This window comes from Xanthomonas sp. NCPPB 1068 (assembly GCF_041479385.2).
GTDB lineage: Bacteria > Pseudomonadota > Gammaproteobacteria > Xanthomonadales > Xanthomonadaceae > Xanthomonas > Xanthomonas cannabis.
Window position 1 is genome coordinate 1,479,920 of record NZ_CM192986.1, and the last position, 14,752, is coordinate 1,494,671.

The 14,752-nt window shown below is 66.4% G+C and carries 12 protein-coding genes; 4 read left to right on the forward strand and 8 right to left on the reverse strand.

Annotated elements, in window-relative coordinates:
• Positions 1–319: 319 nt before the first annotated feature.
• Positions 320–2,686 carry a TonB-dependent receptor gene (locus ACCQ12_RS06375; RefSeq protein WP_372383195.1) on the forward strand — a complete coding sequence of 789 codons (2,367 nt, stop codon included), beginning with the start codon at positions 320–322 and terminating at the stop codon, positions 2,684–2,686.
• Positions 2,687–2,791: 105 nt separating this feature from the next.
• Here the strand turns inward: ACCQ12_RS06375 and trxC are convergent, their stop codons facing one another.
• From trxC to ACCQ12_RS06405, 6 genes are all read right to left on the reverse strand, one after another.
• Positions 2,792–3,238, reverse strand: a complete 447-nt coding sequence (trxC, locus tag ACCQ12_RS06380; RefSeq protein WP_372383196.1) for a thioredoxin TrxC — start codon at positions 3,236–3,238, stop codon at positions 2,792–2,794.
• A 170-nt stretch (positions 3,239–3,408) separates the two neighbouring features.
• Positions 3,409–3,774, reverse strand: a complete 366-nt coding sequence (locus ACCQ12_RS06385; RefSeq protein WP_039410146.1) for a DUF1428 domain-containing protein — start codon at positions 3,772–3,774, stop codon at positions 3,409–3,411.
• A gap of 381 nt (positions 3,775–4,155) precedes the next feature.
• On the reverse strand, positions 4,156–5,280 hold the full coding sequence (locus ACCQ12_RS06390) for a hybrid sensor histidine kinase/response regulator (protein ID WP_039410116.1): 1,125 nt from the start codon (positions 5,278–5,280) through the stop codon (positions 4,156–4,158).
• Positions 5,277–5,861: a chemotaxis protein CheB gene (locus ACCQ12_RS06395; protein ID WP_372383197.1), complete on the reverse strand. Its 585-nt coding sequence runs from the start codon at positions 5,859–5,861 to the stop codon at positions 5,277–5,279. The genes ACCQ12_RS06390 and ACCQ12_RS06395 overlap by 4 nt, the downstream gene beginning before the upstream one ends.
• The gene (locus ACCQ12_RS06400; RefSeq protein WP_179454789.1) at positions 5,858–6,706 is read right to left on the reverse strand and encodes a CheR family methyltransferase; all 849 of its coding nucleotides are present in this window, start codon (positions 6,704–6,706) and stop codon (positions 5,858–5,860) included. Before ACCQ12_RS06400 ends, ACCQ12_RS06395 begins: the two co-directional genes overlap by 4 nt.
• The gene (locus ACCQ12_RS06405; protein WP_372383198.1) at positions 6,679–9,843 is read right to left on the reverse strand and encodes a response regulator; all 3,165 of its coding nucleotides are present in this window, start codon (positions 9,841–9,843) and stop codon (positions 6,679–6,681) included. The genes ACCQ12_RS06400 and ACCQ12_RS06405 overlap by 28 nt, the downstream gene beginning before the upstream one ends.
• 159 nt (positions 9,844–10,002) lie before the next feature.
• Here ACCQ12_RS06405 and ACCQ12_RS06410 point away from each other — a divergent pair, with 159 nt between their 5' ends.
• Positions 10,003–11,166: a PAS domain-containing hybrid sensor histidine kinase/response regulator family protein gene (locus tag ACCQ12_RS06410; protein WP_372383199.1), complete on the forward strand. Its 1,164-nt coding sequence runs from the start codon at positions 10,003–10,005 to the stop codon at positions 11,164–11,166.
• A complete protein-coding gene (locus tag ACCQ12_RS06415) occupies positions 11,159–11,527 on the forward strand; it encodes a response regulator (protein ID WP_184439885.1) in 369 nt (122 codons plus the stop codon). The genes ACCQ12_RS06410 and ACCQ12_RS06415 overlap by 8 nt, the downstream gene beginning before the upstream one ends.
• Before the next feature lie 28 nt (positions 11,528–11,555).
• On the opposite strand, the gene ACCQ12_RS06420 is transcribed toward ACCQ12_RS06415, so the two are convergent.
• Complete coding sequence (locus ACCQ12_RS06420; RefSeq protein ID WP_179454785.1) at positions 11,556–12,905, reverse strand: glycoside hydrolase family 16 protein; 1,350 nt, start codon at positions 12,903–12,905, stop codon at positions 11,556–11,558.
• A 372-nt stretch (positions 12,906–13,277) separates the two neighbouring features.
• Complete coding sequence (locus tag ACCQ12_RS06425; RefSeq protein ID WP_039410133.1) at positions 13,278–13,553, reverse strand: DUF2798 domain-containing protein; 276 nt, start codon at positions 13,551–13,553, stop codon at positions 13,278–13,280.
• A 134-nt stretch (positions 13,554–13,687) separates the two neighbouring features.
• Between ACCQ12_RS06425 and ACCQ12_RS06430 the strand changes: the two genes are divergently transcribed.
• Positions 13,688–14,641, forward strand: coding sequence for a LysR family transcriptional regulator (locus ACCQ12_RS06430; RefSeq protein ID WP_372383200.1), 954 nt, complete (start codon positions 13,688–13,690; stop codon positions 14,639–14,641).
• Positions 14,642–14,752 lie beyond the last annotated feature (111 nt).

Here is a 14,752-nt window from a genome sequence, read left to right on the forward strand (position 1 = left end):
GTGACTCTCCTTGCCGACCACTGCCAGACCTGCCTTTTCGCGGGCTGCCAGTGTTCAAGACAGTTCTCCGATGCTCAGCACTGGCGCGGCGCCAGCCCGGCCAGCATGACAGCTCGCGGCCGGGCGAGGGCATGAGGGAGCGAGGCGCTGCGCGCGGTGGCATGCCCTCCGCGACCGCACCGATCTGCGTCTGTGGACGGCTGCCACGCCGCTGCAACATTGCTGACATATCGTGCGCGCGGCGCCATGCTGCGCCTCCCTCCGGCATGCCCATGCCGAACGCTCTCACTTCCGCGTCTCATCCCAAGGATCCTCCCGCATGTCGTTGTACTCGTCTGTCTCCCCGTCGCTGACGTCCGCCGCCCCGCACGCCGCTGCTCGCAGCACCGCTCCGCAGCGCACGCCGCTGGCGCGTGCCTGTGCCGGCCTGCTGCTGGCCTCGATGGCGGCCGCCGCATCGGCGCAGCAAGCGCCGAGCAGCCAGGGCGAGGGCAGCCCGACCGCGCTGGATGCCGTCACCGTCACCGCCGAGCACCGCGAGCAGAACCTGCAGGAGGTGCCGGTGTCGGTGGGCGTGGTGCAGGGCGCGGCGATGCGCGAGTACACCGCCGGTGGCGACGACACGCTGCTGGCGCTGTCCGGCCGCGTGCCGGGCTTCTATGCCGAGACCACCACCGGGCGCATCTTCCCGCGCTTCTATATCCGCGGCCTGGGCAATATCGACTTCTACCTGGGCGCCTCGCAGCCGGTATCCATCATCCAGGACGACGTGGTGCTGGAGCACGTGGTGCTCAAGTCCAACCCGGTCTACGACGTGGACCAGGTCGAAGTGCTGCGCGGCCCGCAAGGCACTCTGTTCGGCCGCAATACCACCGCCGGCATCGTCAAGTTCGACACCGTCAAACCGGGCGATACCTATACCGGCCGTCTCGATGCCAGCTACGGCAGCTACAACACCGTGTCGCTGGACGGCGGTTTCGGTGGGCCGATCAACGACGTGTTGTCGTTCCGCGTGTCGGCCCTGTACCAGCACCGCGACGATTGGGTGGACAACACCTTTGCCGGCAGCAGCGCCGATGGCACGCGTACCCCGCGCAAGGACGCGATGGGCGGCTACAACGACCGCAACGTGCGCCTGCAGGTACTGCTCAAGCCCAGCGATGCGTTCTCGCTGCTGGGCTCGGTGCACACGCGCGACTACGACGGCACCTCCACGCTGTTCCTGCGCAACGCGGTCACTCGCGGCAGCGACAAGGTCGATGTGCCGCGCGACCGCGTGGCCTACGATGAAGCGCACGACAACCCGCAGGCCTATCAAACCGATGGCGGCTCGATCAAGGCGGTCTACGATTTCGGTGGCGTGTCGCTGACCTCCATCACCGCCTACGAAACCACCTCCGGCTTCAGCCGTGGCGACACCGATGGCGGCGCGGCTGCCAATTTCCCGGTCAACGGCGTGCCGAACGGGTTCGGCCAGTCGATGGGGCAGATCCGCGACCTGGACCAGTACACCCAGGAGTTGCGCCTGGCCAGCGAGGGCGACGCCGCGCTGCAATGGCAGATGGGCGCGTTCTATTTCGATGGCCGCGACACCACCGATTTCTATCAGCGTGCCTTCTTCCTGCAGTCCGCCGCGCGCAACCCGAACAACTGGGTGCGGCTGCGCAACACCAATACCTCGTGGGCCGGTTTCGGCCAGCTCAGCTACAAGGCCACCGACGCGCTGACGCTCACCGCCGGTATCCGCCAGACCAAGGACACCAAGCAAACCCGCCTGCTCAAGACCGCCGATACCGCCGCCGGTGCGGTGACCTACCGTGGCCGTCGCGACGTGCGCATGTCCGACACCCAGCCCAGCTGGGACCTGAGCGCGATGTATGCAATCGACCCGCAGCTGAGCGTATACGCACGCGTGGCACGCGGCTTCCGTGGCCCCACCATCCAGGGCCGCAGCGCGGTGTTCAATTCGGATTTCACCACCGCCGATTCGGAAACCATCCTGTCGTGGGAGGCCGGCATCAAGAGCAGCCTGTTCGACAATCGCCTGCGTTTGAATGTCAGCGGCTTCACCTACACCGTCGATGACATCCAGCTCAACGGCAACGACTCGGACGGCAATGGTGTGCTGTTCAATGCCGACAAGGCCAAGGCCTACGGTCTGGAAGCGGACCTGGACTGGCGCCCGATCTCCAACCTGTCGCTGACCGCCGGCCTGAGCCTGCTGCACAGCGAAATCAACGACAAGCGCGTGTTCGCACAGGCCTGCGCGCTCAATGGCGTGGTGGTGTGCACGGTCAACGACCCGACCATCCGCGTGGGGGCCAACACCTTCGCGCAGATCGACGGCAACCCGCTGCCCAACGCGCCCAAGTACAACCTCAACCTGGCTGCGCGCTACGACATCCCCATGGGCAACGATGGCGCGTTCTTCGTGTCCACCGACTGGAACAAGCAGGGCGAGACCAGCTTCGTGCTGTACGACTCCACCGAGTTCCGCGCCGACGGCAACTTCGAAGGCGGCCTCAAGCTGGGTTACACCGGCGGCTACGGTGCGTGGGAAGTGGCGGCGTTTGCGCGCAACATCACCAACGAAAAGAACGTCAAGGGCGTGATCGAAAACTACATGGCGGCGGTGTACAACGAGCCGCGCATCGTGGGCGTGTCGGTCAACGTCAACTGGCAATAATGGGTTGACACGTGAGTGCAGTCACTGCGGCGGATGCGTCGCAGTGATAGTTGCCGTGTGTCCATAGGCCAGCTGCGTGCATGCGCAGCTGGTCTTTCTGTTGGCTCATCGATTGCTCAGGGCCGACCGCACCCAGCTGACGATCTGCGCACTGCTCACTGCGCCGGAATGCCGGCCGATCTCATGCCCGCCCTGGATGATCAGCAACGTGGGGATGCTGCGGATGCCAAAGCGCGTGCCCAGCGCCGGATGCAGGTCGGTGTCCACCTTGGCCAGCCGCACCTGTGGCTCCAGCGTGGCGGCGGCTGCGGCAAATTGCGGTGCCATGCTCAGGCACGGCCCGCACCACGGTGCCCAGAAATCCACCACCAGCGGCAGCGTGCTGCGTACCGCGTGCTTGTCGAAGTCGGCCGCCGACAGGGCGACCGGCGCGCGCTGGAACAGCGGCCGGTGGCAGCTGCCGCAGTTGGGCGCCTCGTGCAGGCGCGTGGCCGCCACGCGGTTCATCGCCGCGCAGCTGGGGCAGGCGATCAGAAGCGGTGCGTCGGTCATGCAGTGATCTCCGATGGTCAGGCAGTCCAGCGGCGGCGCCCTCGCGGCGCGCGCAACGGCGCACTGCCAGTGTACCGATCACGGCGCAGACGCTTGCGTGCAACACCGCAGGCGAGCTGGCACTGCCGATGGCGGCATGTAGCTGGCATGCCGCCATCGCCCGGCACCACTCAGGCCGGTTGGCCCAAGGCCACCACCGGCACGAAGCCACCATAGATCATGCGCTTGCCATCGAAGGGCATCGGGTTGACGGCCGGGTCCATGCGCGGGTCGTCCATCATCTTGCGCATGCCGGCATCGCGGGTGGCCTTGTCCGGCCATTCGATCCACGAGAACACCACGGTTTCGTCGTCGGTGGCATCGACCGCACGCTGGAAGTCGGTCCATTGCCCCTGCTGGACGTCGTCGCCCCAGCACTCCACCACGCGCAGTGCGCCATATTCCATGATGATTGCATCGCCCATGCGGGCGTGCGCGATAAATGCATCCTTGTTCGCTCTGGGGACTGCAAGGACGAAACCATCCACATACGACATGACCACCTCCGCTGACATGACGCACAGCGTGCGCCTGATGATGACGAGACAGATCCTGATGCTGGAACGGGGGGCGGCAGGAGTGGGGCGGCGTCATGACGCCGGTGCGCTTGCTGGCGAGCATACGGCGCATTGCGCTGCCGAGCACTGCTCGCGCTCGCATAAGACGTGTGCAGTGTCGAGCTCGCCCGGCGGGCGATTGCCTGCCAATCACTGCTGGATTTAGAAACGGATCAGTCCGCCAGCGGCAGCGCACGGCCGCGCGTCAGGCGGCCCGGCCGCCGTTGCCGCCGTCGACAAATGCATCAAGCGTGGAGCCGCGTTGGCCACGCGCGATGGTGCAGGCAGGCGCGGTCTTACCCAGCGCAACGCCTGCTGCGCTCACGCCGCCAGGTTGTGCCGCCGCAGCCTGGCTTCGAACACCACGTCGCCGTCCTCGTTGCGGGCCTGCAGCGTGCCGCCGTGTGCCTTGACGAACTGATCGGCAATGAACAGCCCCAGGCCCAAGCCCTGGCTGGCGTGGAAACTCGCCTTGAACGGTTCGAACAGGCGCGGCATCAGGCTGTCGGGAATGTGCCCGGCATTGCGCACCGACAGCCGCACGACGTCGCGCTCGCGGCCGTCCAGATGCACCTGCACCGGGTGGCGGCCGCCGTGCAGCACCGCGTTGCCCACCAGATTGGAGACGACCTGCGCCAGCCGGTCGCCATCGCCGTCGCCGTCCAGGTCGCCCTCGGTGCGCAGGTCGATGGTGGTATGCGGGTTGGCCTGGGCCACTTCGCCGACCACGCTGTGCGCTACCTCGCCGAGGTTGCAGGGACCGAACTGCATCGACAATCCATCGGTGCGCAGGCGCGAGAAATCCAGCAACTGTTCGACCATGCGCGCCATGCGCCGTGCGCTGTTTTCCAGGTGTTCGAGCGTGCGCGCCGCCGATCCGTCGGCATCCACGTCCAGGCTCAGCTTGTCGGCGCACAGCAGGATCACCGACAGCGGCGTGCGCAGGTCGTGGGTGAGCACCGCCATCATGGTTTCATTGAGGGTGAGCGCGCGTTCCAGCGAAGCATTGCGTGCCTTGAGCAGGCGCCGCTGCTGGTACAACTCGATGAACACGTTGACCTTGCTCAGGATCACATGCGGTTCGATCGGCTTGTGCAGGAAATCCACCGCGCCGGTCTCGTACCCCTGGAAGGCACGCATCGGATCGTTCGGCGAGGCGGTCAGGAAAATGATCGGCACATGCCGGGTGCGCTGCGAACCGCGCATCAATTCCGCCAGCGAAAACCCGTCCATCTCCGGCATGTGCACATCGAGCAGTGCCAGCGCCACATCGTGTTCGAGCAGCAACTCCAGTGCCTGCGCACCGGACGATGCGCACAGCACCTGGATGCCGTCGCGCTGCAACAGCGCCTGCATTGCCACCAGGTTCTGCGGCACGTCATCGACGATCAACAGCTTGGCGGGTTCGTCGCTGTGTGCAGCGAGGCCGGTCGCGGTGAGGTTCATGGATGAAAGGTTTCCAGTCGGCTGCAGATCGCCTGCAGGGTCAGCACCGCATCGGCACCGGCGTGGGCAAGTGCAGAGGCGGGCATCAGCGGGGAGGCGGCATCGTCGGGCAGCTGAATCCAGGCGGTGCCGCCGGCCGCGCGCACGGCGGCCACACCGGCGCTGCCGTCGCTGCTGGCGCCGGTGAGCAGGATCGCCAGCAGGCGCTCGGCAAACACGTCGGCGGCCGATTCGAACAACGGGTCGATGGCCGGGCGCGAAAACAGCACCGGCGCATCCATCGACAGCGCCAGGCTGTCGCGGCTTTCCACCAGCAGATGGTAGTCGGGCGGGGCAATGGTGACCGTGCCGGGCAGCAAGGGTTGCTTGTCTTCGGCCTCGCGTACCGGTAGCGCGCAGCGCGCATCCAGCAGTTCGGCCACGTGGCTGGCGCGGTCGCGCGGCAGATGCAGCACCACCAGGACCGGCATCGGCAGGTTGACGGGCAGGCGCGACAACAGCGCCTGCAACGCCATCACGCCGCCGGCGGATGCGCCGATCACCATCGCCTCGAAGGGCGGATGCGCCGCTGCAGTGCTCATGCGGCCTTCCGGTACAGGCGCTGCTCGCGTGCGCAGGTCTCAAACGCCTGTGCATGCGCGCCGAATTGCAGCGACTCCTTGCTGCCCAGCCCGAGAAACCCGCGGTGCACCAGCGCATCGAAGAACAGGCCCACAGCGCGATCCTGCAGGCTGCGGTTGAAATAGATCAGCACATTGCGGCACGACACCAGATGCACTTCGGAAAACACCGTGTCGGTGGCCAGGCTGTGATCGGCGAAGACGATGTTGCGCTTCAGGCGGCGGTCGAACACCGCACCGTCGTAAGCGGTGGTGTAGTAATCCGACAGCGAGCCACGGCCGCCGGCCTCCAGGTAGTTGCGGCTGAACTGCGCGATGCGGTCGATGCCATAGGCACCGGCCTCGGCCATGGTCAGCGCCTCCGGATTGATGTCGGTGGCATAGATCACCGCCCGCTCCAGCAAGCCTTCCTCGTGCAGCAGGATCGCCAGCGACCAGACTTCTTCGCCGGTGCTGCATCCGGCCACCCACAGCTTGATCGAGGGATAGGTGCGCAGGACCGGTACTGCATGCTCGCGCAGCACGCGGAAGTAGGCCGGGTCGCGGAACATTTCCGAGACCTGCACGGTGAAGAACTGCATCGCCTGCGCAAACGCATCCGGCTCGTGCAGCAGCCGGTGTTGCAGATCGGCCACCCGCTCGCACTCGAAGCGCGCCATTGCGTGACGCATGCGTCGCCGCAGCGACGACACCGCGTAGTCGCGGAAGTCGTAGTGATAGCGCTGGTAGACCGCTTCCAGCAGCACGCGCAACTCCAGGTCGAACAGCTCCACCGGAGTCATTGCCGCGAGCACCACACGCGGCACAGCGACACCAGCTTGTCCACGTCGATGGGCTTGGCGATGTAGTCGTTGGCACCGGCCTCCAGGCAGCGTTCGCGGTCGTCGGCCATCGCCTTGGCGGTCAGCGCGATGATCGGCAGGTCCTGCCACTGGCGGTTGGCACGGATCTGCCGCATCGCGGTGATGCCATCCATCTCCGGCATCATGATGTCCATCAGCACGAGGTCCACGTCGTGCTTGGCCAGATGCTCCAATGCCTCGCGGCCATTGCGTGCGATCTGCAGCGTGACGCCCAGCGGCTCGAGCACGCTGGACAGCGCAAAGATGTTGCGCACATCGTCTTCGGCCAGCAGCACCGTTGCGCCGTCCAGTACCGCATCGCGGCGACGCGCCTCGCGTAGCAGCCGTTGCTGGTCGCTCGGCAGCGAGGCTTCCACGCTGTGCAGGAACAGCGTGACTTCGTCGAGCAGCCGCTCCGGCGACCGCACACCCTTGATGATGATGCTCTTGGAATACCGGCGCAGGCGCTGTTCTTCGTCGCGCGTCAAGGCACGGCCGGTGTAGACGATCACCGGCGGGAAGGCGACTGCATCGTTGCCGGCCATGCGTTCCAGCAGGTCGTAGCCGCTGCCGTCCGGCAGGGCCAGGTCGGTCACCATGCAGTCGAAGGTGGAGCCGGCCAGCTGCTCCATCGCCTCGGCAATGCTGCCGACCGCGACGATGTCCAGCTGATCGCGCGCCAGCAGCAATTGCAGGTTCGCGCGCAGCGCGCTGTCGTCTTCGACGATCAGCAGGCGCCGCACCGCGCGCGCATTGGTTTCTTCCAGCTGGCGGATCGCGCCGGCCAGCCGCTCGCGCGTGGCCGGCTTGATCAGATATCCCACCGCACCCAGCTCCAGTGCAATCTGGCTGCGCTCCAGCGCCGACACCACATGCACCGGGATATGGCGCGTGGCCGGGTCGCGCTTGAGGCGTTCGAGCACGCTCAGACCGGAAGCGTCCGGCAGGCCGATGTCCAGCAGGATGCCGCTGGGGCGCAGTTCGCCGGCAAGGCGCAGGGCTTCTTCGGCATTGGGCGCGACCACGCAGTCGAAGTCCAGTTCATGCGCCAGATCGACCAGGGCCTGCGCAAACCGGGTCTCGTCTTCCACCGCCATGATCAGCCGCCCGGGGCGCGTACGCTGGTCGCGATCGTCGTCGGCACGTTGCAGCGGCGCGGCGCTGGGCGCGGGAATCGGCAGCGGCTGTGGTGGGCTGGCGATGGCCTCGTTGCCACGCGCGGGCACGCGGGCGCCGTCGTGCGGGTGCCGCTGCGCCGTGGTGACGGGGGGCGATGCGGCACCCGCGCCGGGTGCCTGGGCCGCAGTGCCGGTCTCTGCAGGTGCGCCGTCGACGGGCAGTTCCAGCGTGAAGCAGCTGCCGCGTCCCGGTTCGCTGTCCACCGCGATGCTGCCACCCATGCGTTGCGCAAGATCGCGCGAGATCGACAGGCCCAGTCCGGTGCCGCCATAGCGCCGCCGCGTGCTGCCATCGGCCTGACGGAATGCCTCGAAGATCACCTCGGTCTGTTCGCGCGCGATGCCGATACCGGTGTCGTTGACCTTGAACAGCACGCGCCCTGGCGCATGCGCCTGCACCGACAGGCTCACCGTGCCATGCTCGGTGAACTTGATTGCATTGGCCAGCAGGTTCTTGAGGATCTGCTGCAGACGTTGGTTGTCCACCACCAGCTGGGTCGGCGCACCGGCGTCGGCGCCGATCTCCAGGCTCAGGCCCTTTTGCCGTGCCAACGGTTCGAAGGTTTCGCGCAGCCGCTGCAGCACCGAACTGGTCGCCACGGTTTCATCGGCCAGCTCCACGTGCCCGGCTTCGATCTTGGACAGGTCAAGGATGTCGTTGATCAGCGCAAGCAGATCGTTGTTGGACGACAGGATCGCCTGCGCGTACTTGACCTGCTCGGTGCTGAGCGTGCCGTCCTTGTTGTCGGCCAGCAGCTTGGCCAGGATCAGTGCGCTATTGAGCGGGGTGCGCAGCTCATGCGACATGTTGGCCAGAAACTCGGACTTGTAGCGCGAGGCGGTGGACAACTCGTTGCTGTTGCGCACCAGCTGATTCTGCGCGATCAACAAGGCCTGTTTCTGTGCCTCCAGCGCCTGGGTGCGTTCTTCCAGCTGCACGTTGGTCTGTTCCAGCTCGGCCTGCTGTTGCTCCAGATCGCTCTGCGATTGCTGCAGGCTGCGGCTTTGTTCTTCCAGCTCTTCGTTGGCAACGCGCAGTTCTTCCTGCTGCGTCTGCAGCTCTTCGCTCTGGCGTTGGGTCTCTTCCAGCAAGGCCACCAGCTGCGCACGCAGCAGCGCGGTGCGCAGCGCCAGGCCGATGTTTTCACCGCAACGGGCAAGCAGTTCCTGTTCGCGCGAACCGGCCGTCTGCGCGCCGGTGACGCGGCCCAGTTCCACCAGGCCGATCACGCGGCCGTCGGCGGTGACCGGCGCCAGCAGCAGTTCCGTGCATCCGCTCTGGCCCAGCCCGGAGGCAATCTGCAGATGCCCGGCCTCCACTCCACGCACCCGGCGCACCGTGCCACGCTGCAGCACCTCGCCCCATTGGCCGGCATTGGTCGGCAGGGTCTTCGGGATATCTGCCGGCAGCGCTGCGCCGCCGGTGAGCCGCAGGCGCTCGCCTTCGATGCGATACAGCGCGCCCACCTGCGCATCCAGCGTGTCGCACAGCGCGCGCAGGGCGGCGTCGGCCAGATCTTCCGGGCTTTGATCGCCGCGCAGGCTCGCCTCGACGGTGTTCTCGGCCTGCTGCAGCCACAGCGCGAATTCGGCCTGGCGCCGCGCACGGATTGCCTGCGTCACCACCAGCGCCATCGCCAGGAACGACACGCCACCGATGCTGCGATTGATCGAGGAAAAACTTGAATTGGTGCTCGGCGGCGCCAGCTGGAACCCGATCGCCAACAGCACGCACGACAGCACACCCACCACCAGCGGCGCCTGCGGGCGATTCTGGAAAACGGTCACGCCCACAGCCATGAAATAGGTCAGCCACACCGCATAACCCAGGGGCGTCACCAACTCCACGCCCAGGGTTCCCGCCATCAAGGCCCCCGCGATGACCCACACCCAGCGGTCGCGTGTGGTCGAGATGTTCTGCATGAGGCGCACGCACCGACGAAAGGGGGCAGTCATGGTATCCGATAAGTTTCACGCGCCAATCGCCGGGTTTTTGACGCTTTTTGCGGCCGGGTTGGCTTGCACGCACCCTTCACGGCGACGTCACTAACGTCGCGCGTTTTTCCGGGAACCTCGCGCAAAATGGGTACGGAAACGGTCATCGACAACGCGGGCCCGCTGTCGCACGACAGCCGGCAGTGCCAGCTGTTGGTGCAGAGCGTTTCCGATTACGCCATCTACATGCTCGACATCGGTGGGTATGTTCGCAGCTGGAACCCGGGTGGGGAGCGAATCAAGGGCTATTCCGCCGCTGAAGTGCTCGGCTCGCATTTTTCGCGTTTCTATCTTCCCGAAGACGTGCAGCGCGACGAGCCCACCCGCAACCTGGAAATTGCCGAGCGCCAGGGCCGCCTTGCCGCCGAAGGCTGGCGTGTGCGCAAGGACGGCAGCCGTTTCTGGGCCAGCGTGGTGATCGAGCCGGTGCTGGAATTCGGCGTGCTGGTGGGGTTTGCCAAGATCACCCGTGACATCACCGAGCGCCACGAAGCGCAGCGCCTGCTGCAACATGCCCAGGAGGCCTTGTTGCACTCGCAGAAAACCGAGGCGCTGGGCCGGCTGACGCTGGGCATGGCGCACGACTTCAACAACCTGCTGACCGTGATGGTGACCAGCCTCGACCTGATCGCGCTGCGCGCCGGCGAGGATGCGCGCACCCGCATGCTGGTGGAGGCCGCACAGACCGCCGTGGATCGCGGCACCCTGCTGACGCGCCAGTTGCTTGCGTTTGCGCGCGGCCAGCGCCTGATTCCGGAACGTCACGCGGCCAACGCGGTGGTGACGCGCTCGCTGGAATTGTTGCGCCGTGCCTGTCCCGCCGGAGTCGGGTTGTCGCTGGCCTTCGCCGATGCGCTGCCGGATGTGCGCGTGGACCCCGGGCAGCTGGAAGCGGCCCTGCTCAATCTGGTCTTCAACAGCTGCGATGCAATGCCTGGCGGTGGCGCGATCGAGCTGATCACTGCCGCGCAACGGCGGGTGGCGCCCTCGGATCCGCACGGCGTGCCGCGTGCATACGTCGGCATCGCGGTGCGCGACGACGGCCCCGGCATGTCGGCGCAGGTGGCGCGTTGCGCCAGCGAGCCGTTTTTCACCACCAAGGATGTCGGCAAGGGCTCCGGCCTGGGATTGAGCCAGGTGTATGGCTTTGCTTCCCAATCCGGCGGCTTTGTCGAGCTTGACACCGCACCCGGGTGCGGCACCACCGTGACCCTGTTCCTTCCGGCCGTCGAGGAGGCCGAGCATGACTGAATCCCTGCGCCTGTTGATGGTGGAAGATCAAGAAGAACTGCGCGAGTTGATCGGCGAGGCGCTGCGCGATGCCGGCATCCGTGTCGACACCGCCGACGACGGGCATGCTGCATTGCGCATGCTGCGCGACAGCGGCCCCTACGATGTGGTGTTCAGCGACATCCGCATGCCCAACGGCATGTCGGGTATCGAACTGAGCGAGCAGGTGGCGCAACTGCTGCCGGACGCGCGCGTCATCCTGGCTTCGGGCTTTGCCAAGGCGCAGCTGCCGCCACTGCCGCCGCACGTGGATTTCCTGCCCAAACCCTATCGCCTGCGTCAGCTCATCGACATGCTGAAGGGCGCTGCCGCCAACGCCTGAGCGCGTACGGCAGCGCTGCAGCGGCGGCTCAGCGACTCTGGTAGTAGACCTGGTCGATGGCGATCTCCACCGGCGCTGCCGGCGCATCGGCCGCCAGCATGAAGGGCTGTCTGACCGCCTGCAGGTCCAGGTCGTGGAATGCGCCGAGCGGGATCGTGACCTCGTGCCAGGCACCATCGCGCACCACGCCGTACTGATTGCCACCGGGCGCAATGGCCACCCAGCTGTCGCCGAAGCTGGTGTTGATGCCGATCCTGAAGGGGGAGGCGGTCGTGGTCTTCACCTGCAGCTTGAGCGCGCCGCCCGCGTAGGCCGCCAGATTGCGGTAATCGCTCTGGATCCCCAACCCGTACCAGGCACCGGCGTTGGCACGGTAGGCCATCACGTTGCGGCCCTCGAACGGCGCCTGCGCGATCGGGGTGAGGTTGTTCCATAGGTACAGCTCGGCGTCCTGGCCAAGGGTCAGTCGCGCGCTGGTGTCGGTCTGGTCGGTGAATACGCCGAAGCGTCCCGCCGGCGCGGCATGCTGGTTGCCCACGTACAGCTGCGCCCCGGGGTTTTGATACAGCCGGATGTAGTCCACTTCCATCTTTCCCGGCAGCGGCGCGGTCACTGCGGCCGGCGAGGTTACGCCGGTATAGGTGCCTCCGACGGCGAGATTGAGCAGCAGGTAGTGCTGCTGATGGAACTCGTGCAACGAGGCGCCCTCGATATTGGAGATCGCAAATTCGAAATAGTGCTGGCCATCGATCGAAATACGGATGAATTGCGGGTCCCAGGTCATGCGATACACATGGAAATCGTTGTGCAGGTTCACCGGGCTGGTGTAGCTGGTGTCGTAATCGGCTTGCGAGCCGTTGTAGTCCCAGTGCACGGCCGCGCCGATGCGGCGGTTGGCGGTGCCGTTGGCGATCGCGGCAGCCATGCCGGCTTCCATCAGATCGATTTCACCGCGCCCGGGCCACACGCCGATCGTGCCCAGCATCCAGTAGGCCGGCCAGAGCCCGTTACCCACCACCGGCGTCTTGATGCGCGCTTCCAGCGTGCCGTACTGGAAGTGCATGCGGCCTTCGGTCTTGAGCCGCGCCGACGTGAACGGCATGCCGCCGAAGGCTTCGCGACGCGCTTCGATCACCAGCCGGCCATTTTCGATGCGCGCGTTGTCGGGGCGGCTGGTGTAGTACTGCATCTCGCCATTGCCCCAACCGCACAGGCCGATCTGACAGCCATTGCCGACATCGTAGGTCCACTTGCTGCCGTCGATGCCGGGCCCGTTGAAGTTGTCTTCCCACACCAGTGTCTGCGCTTGCGCACCCGGTGTCAGGGCCATGCCCAGCACAACAGCGAACTGCACGGTGACGCTACGTAAGGCGCGCATGCGTGTCTCCAACGATGGACCGGATGGTCCGTGGAGGAGCGACGCTGCGCAGTGGCTACGTCGGAGTCAACGCAATTGAACGCGGCGTTTCAGTTCCGTGGTGTTCATTACGGAATATTCCATCATTGGCATGACGCCGGTCGCAGATGGCGCCTGCGGCATGTTGCGTGGCAGCAGCGGACGGGAGTGGGCACGCATGTTGCGTGCCGTCGCGCAGTCGTACGCCGAGCGATGGCAGGTACATCGTGTTGAAGCGGTTGCAAGCGCATGCGGGGAAGCCTCGCGCGCTGCCTTCGCCCAGGCACGCGATCGCCGCATGCGGTCGAGGCGACACCCCCGAGGCGATAGGCAACCAGCGCGGTGCGCGCCTCGTCAGTGTCCTGCGTGCACGGTCCAGGCCACCAGGCGGATCACCAGCGGCCGCACCACCAGCACGCAGCAGAACGCGGTAGGCATGGCGATGCGATAGGCATCGAGCGCGCGCCACACCAGGTCCGGCGTGGGCCCGGTGGCGATGCCGGTGATGACCAGGCACATCAGCAGCGCCATGATCGCGGCCATGTAGAACGCAAACACGAAGGGCGTGGCGCGCACGCCGAGCTTCCAGCGCGGGCGCACCATCGCAGACGAAGAGGGGGACGACGACATGGCAGGACCTCGGTTGCCGCACAGCGGCGGGATGGCCGAACTCTAGGGCAGCCTTGGCGTACGGAGTAGATCGCGTAAGCTTGCGGCTTACGTAAGTAAATCTTACGAATCGCGCCGCGATACTTGCTCAACTAATGAATATTCTTCAGTCGATTCGAAGCTTTGTCGGCACGGTCGATGCCGGCAGCATTGCCGGCGGGGCCAAGCTGCTCGGCGTCAGCCCTGCGGCGGTCAGCCAGAACATCGCGCGTCTGGAGCAGCACCTGGGCGTGCGTTTGCTGCATCGAACCACCCGCAGCCTGGCACTGACCGAGCGCGGCGCGGTGTACTTCGAGCAGGTGCGGCAGCTGGAGCGTGACCTGGAGCGTGCCCGGCAACTGGTCGCCGGCCCGCAGCAGGCACCGGCAGGCCGATTGCGCGTGGCCAGCACCGCCGCGTTCGCGCGTCACGTGCTGGCCCCGATGCTGCCGGCGCTGCGCCAGCAGTACCCGCAACTGGAGATCGAGCTGCTGTGCACCGACCGGGTGGTGCAGCACGCGCAGGAAAGCGTGGATGTCAGCCTGCGCATCGAGGCGCAACTGGAAGACGGCCTGGTGGCGCGCTGTATCGCGATGGTGCCGTTCGTGGTGTGCGCCGCGCCCGAGTATCTGGCCCGCTGCGGCACACCGACGCGGCCGGATGAGCTGAAGTATCACGACTGCCTGCTGCTGCGCTATCCGGCCGATGGCCGCTTCCTGCGCTGGAACTTCATACGCGACGGCGTGCGTTTCCAGCCTCAGCTTGGCCAGGCGCTGGTCAGCGACGACGTCGATGCGCTGGCGACCATGGCCGCTGCCGGTGGCGGCATCACGCGGCTGGCCGCATTCGTCGTGCAACCGTATCTGCAGCGCGGCCAGCTGCAGCAGCTGTTCACCCCCGACAGCGCCGACACCGGGCAGGCCGCACTCGAGCCATTGCGCCTGTATCTGTGCGTGGCCGACCGCCGCGACTTCACCCCGAAGGTGCGCGCCTTCATGGAACACGTACTGCAGCGCCTGCCACCGGACTGGCGGGTCACCGAGCCGGCATTGGCGCCGGGCTCGACGTAGAACCGCAGCAGCGCAGCGACCAGCGGCGTTGCTCCAGGCATGCCGGAGGCCAACCCGGCACTTGCGGACGCCTCGACTGCGGCACGCCTGTCGAGCGATGCCATGCGCCGC

Excerpts from the sequence above, each read along its gene's own strand:
- ACCQ12_RS06425 (WP_039410133.1), bottom strand. The coding sequence starts at position 13,553 with ATGTCGTCGTCCCCCTCTTCGTCTGCGATGGTGCGCCCGCGCTGGAAG.
- ACCQ12_RS06415 (WP_184439885.1), top strand. The coding sequence starts at position 11,159 with ATGACTGAATCCCTGCGCCTGTTGATGGTGGAAGATCAAGAAGAACTG.
- ACCQ12_RS06385 (WP_039410146.1), bottom strand. The coding sequence starts at position 3,774 with ATGTCGTATGTGGATGGTTTCGTCCTTGCAGTCCCCAGAGCGAACAAG.
- ACCQ12_RS06420 (WP_179454785.1), bottom strand. The coding sequence starts at position 12,905 with ATGCGCGCCTTACGTAGCGTCACCGTGCAGTTCGCTGTTGTGCTGGGC.
- ACCQ12_RS06395 (WP_372383197.1), bottom strand. The coding sequence starts at position 5,861 with ATGAGCACTGCAGCGGCGCATCCGCCCTTCGAGGCGATGGTGATCGGC.
- ACCQ12_RS06430 (WP_372383200.1), top strand. The coding sequence starts at position 13,688 with ATGAATATTCTTCAGTCGATTCGAAGCTTTGTCGGCACGGTCGATGCC.
- ACCQ12_RS06390 (WP_039410116.1), bottom strand. The coding sequence starts at position 5,280 with ATGAACCTCACCGCGACCGGCCTCGCTGCACACAGCGACGAACCCGCC.
- ACCQ12_RS06375 (WP_372383195.1), top strand. The coding sequence starts at position 320 with ATGTCGTTGTACTCGTCTGTCTCCCCGTCGCTGACGTCCGCCGCCCCG.
- ACCQ12_RS06410 (WP_372383199.1), top strand. The coding sequence starts at position 10,003 with ATGGGTACGGAAACGGTCATCGACAACGCGGGCCCGCTGTCGCACGAC.
- trxC (WP_372383196.1), bottom strand. The coding sequence starts at position 3,238 with ATGACCGACGCACCGCTTCTGATCGCCTGCCCCAGCTGCGCGGCGATG.
- ACCQ12_RS06405 (WP_372383198.1), bottom strand. The coding sequence starts at position 9,843 with ATGCAGAACATCTCGACCACACGCGACCGCTGGGTGTGGGTCATCGCG.